We start from the raw sequence: 3,083 nt of genomic DNA, 5'->3' as shown, positions 1-3,083 counted from the left end.
CCCTCATTCGCGGCTATGGTCACGTCCGTCGAGCCAGCGCCGACAAGGCCTCGAGCGAACGCCAAAGGCTGCTCAAACGCCTATCGAGTACGCCGGCGCGGCCGAAACTTCAGGCCGCGGAATGATCGATACGCCTTGTTTACCTGAACGACAGTTTCCTTGCTTTCCGTTGCGTCACCCGGCTTGACGGCAGGAGCGGCGGGGCCTCTCTAAATCTTTCTTAAGGCGGATGTGGCACTGCTTGGCTCCCCAGGGTTGGGATTCAGGCGTTGAATCTGATAAAGAAGAACGAGATCCCGGTCGACGTCTACATTCCGTTCGTGGAAACCTTGTTTCGCGACGGGTTGACGCTTTCGATAGGATTCTTTGCCCAAACCCTGCTGGTCGTGCTGGTTTACTGGAAAACCATGGATCCGGCCTATCTCGCGGTCACACTCGGACTGCTGGCCGTCGCCTTCCTTCGTCTTCGCAACATCAGGAAATATCGTCACGCTCCTTCGCCTCAAAATTGGGAAGAGGCGCGTCGCCGCGAGAACGACTACATACTGTACGGCTCGATGCATGGCTTCATGCTTGGTGCCTTCTGCTTTGTCGGCATCTATCTTGCCTATGACCCATTCGCGGAAATAGCTGCCGTCTGCGTGACGCTTGCCTCCGCCACGTCTATTGCTGGCCGCAACTATGGTTCGCCCAGGATGGTCGTGATCTTCATTATGACCATGACTTGGCCGATCTCGCTGGGCTTCATCCTGCGGGGCGATCCCTATCACTTCATTCTCGGCCTGCTTTCGGCGCCATTTCTTTTTGCCATCAAGCGCTTCGCCGATCTGGTCCGCGAGGTGCTTTTCGCCGCCCTGTCCGAGGAAAAAAAGGCCAATCGCATCGCCCAGCGCTTCAACCGAGCGCTCAACACCATGTCGCACGGCCTTGTCATGCTCGGCCCGGACGGCCGCGTCGCGGTGGCCAATGCCGAGGCGGCGCATCTGATGTCGCTCAAGTCGCCCGACGCGCTGCTCGGCCGGTCGATCCATGGTCTGTTGATGCGCGGTGTCGCCGGCGGCATGCTGGCGCCCAAGGATTGCCGCTACATCGAGGCCCAGCTGACGCGTGCCCTGCGCGAGGGCCGCGACCGCAAGGTGCTGGTTTCCCTCGCCAACGGCCAGCATTACGAGTTCTCGGCTCGCGAAGGCAGCCAGGAACTGGGCGTCATCACCTTCGAGGACGTCACCGCCCGTGTCGAGGCGGAAGACAAGATCCGCTTCATGGCACGTTACGACAACCTCACCGGCCTGCCCAACCGCGCCTATTTCCATGAACTGGTGGGCGAGGCCATGGTATCAGGCGATCGCGATCGTCTCTGCGGCCTTGCGGTGCTCGACCTCGACGATTTCAAGAGCGTCAACGACACGCTTGGCCATCCGATCGGCGATGGCTTGATCTATGCCGTTGCCGAGCGGCTTGCCGCCATTGCCAGTCAAGATATCACGGTCAGCCGTTTCGGTGGCGACGAGTTCATGATCTTCTTCGACCGCGTCGAGGATGAGAGCCATCTGACCAGCCAGCTCGACGAGATTTTCGCCGGCCTGCAAGGGGAAGTCGACGTCGCCGGTCACGGGCTGCGCATTCAGGCCAGCGGCGGCGCGGTGCTGTCACGGGTCAAGGATACCGATGTCGACGCCATGATCGTCAAGGCGGACCTGGCGCTCTACAAGGCCAAGGAGCTCGGCAAGAACAGCTGGCGGCTGTTTGAAGCCTCGATGGATGCCGCCTTCCGCAACCGTCAGCTGATGAAGGCGGACCTGCGTACAGCCGTGGAAAGCAAGGGCTTGAGGGTGGTCTATCAGCCGATCGTGGCGATGAGCACCATGCGTATCGCCAGCTGCGAGGCGTTGTGCCGGTGGGATCATCCCGATCTCGGGCCGATCTCGCCCAGCATCTTCATTCCTTTGGCTGAGGAAATGGGCATCATTTCCGAGATCAGCACCTTCGTGCTGCAGGCAGCCTGCGCCGAATGCGCCAAATGGCCGGACCAGACCAGCGTCTCGGTCAATCTCTCGGCCAAGGATTTCCGCAACCGCGACGTCATCCAGAAGGTTCGCGATGCGTTGGCCGGCTCCGGCCTCGCCGCCTCCCGGCTCGAGATCGAGGTCACCGAAACGGCGCTGCTCGACGACAAGTCGCTGACGCGCCAGTATATCGAGGAGCTGAAGCAGATCGGCGTACGCATCGCGCTCGACGATTTCGGCACCGGCTATTCGAGCCTGAGCTATCTGCACAAACTGCCGCTCGACAAGATCAAGATCGACCGCTCGTTCCTGATGGACGTCACCCAGAACCCCCGTTCGCTCGAGCTGCTCAAGGGTATCGTCAACCTATCGCGGCCGCTGGGGCTTTCGGTCACCGTCGAGGGTGTAGAGACCTTCGAGCAGCTCAAGATACTGGCGCTGCAGGTCAAGCCCGACCTTGTCCAGGGGTTCCTGTTCGGTTCGGCGCTCAGCGCTTCCGGCATCGAGACCATGTCGAACACGGTATGGCCCTTTGCCAAGGACATCAATTCAGCCAAGAGAGCCGCACGCCGCTGACCGGTGCCGGGAAGAGTGTCGCCTTTTCATAAAAATTTACGGATCGTTAACGTTAATGATCGGTAAACGACGTGTGCTCCATTTTCATCTTTTACATCTCAGGGTCCCGTCGTAGGTTGAACTGCGGCGGAAACTTACGAGGGTTTGAGTATGGATGTGCAGTTGGAAGCGCTTGGCCATGTGGCGGGCGGGGGTGAAGAAAATTCGCCCGACAGCATGTCGAGTTTCGCCCGCAATGTTTCAGCGATGCTTGAGCGGACGGAATATCGCCGCTGCGACAAGGGGGAGGATCTCGAAGACATCTATAGGTTACGCTACAAATCCTATCGCTTGAATGATATGGTGTCGGAAAACCCGGAACATATTGTGCACGACGAGCTCGACGAAGCTGAAAATTGTTCCAAGTTCGGCGTCTATATTGACGGCATCCTGGTCTCCACGGTGCGCATTCATCATGCCTGCCGGGCCACGCCACAATCGCCGTCTACAACTGTCTACGGC

At 59.4% G+C, this 3,083-nt stretch carries 1 protein-coding gene and 1 pseudogene; both read left to right on the top strand.

Going from position 1 to position 3,083, the window contains the following annotated elements; all coding sequences use genetic code 11:
- The first annotated feature begins 269 nt into the window (after positions 1 to 269).
- A complete protein-coding gene (locus EN750_RS26240) occupies positions 270 to 2,582 on the top strand; it encodes an EAL domain-containing protein (protein ID WP_127398317.1) in 2,313 nt (770 codons plus the stop codon).
- 150 nt (positions 2,583 to 2,732) lie between these two features.
- Positions 2,733 to 3,083 (top strand): annotated as a pseudogene (locus EN750_RS26235) (hypothetical protein); the annotation flags it as partial.

The organism is Mesorhizobium sp. M7A.F.Ca.ET.027.03.2.1, from assembly GCF_003999175.1.
Taxonomy (GTDB): Bacteria; Pseudomonadota; Alphaproteobacteria; order Rhizobiales; family Rhizobiaceae; genus Mesorhizobium.
The sequence above is the reverse complement of the archived record's forward strand: the minus strand, read 5'-3'. Positions and strand labels throughout refer to the sequence as shown.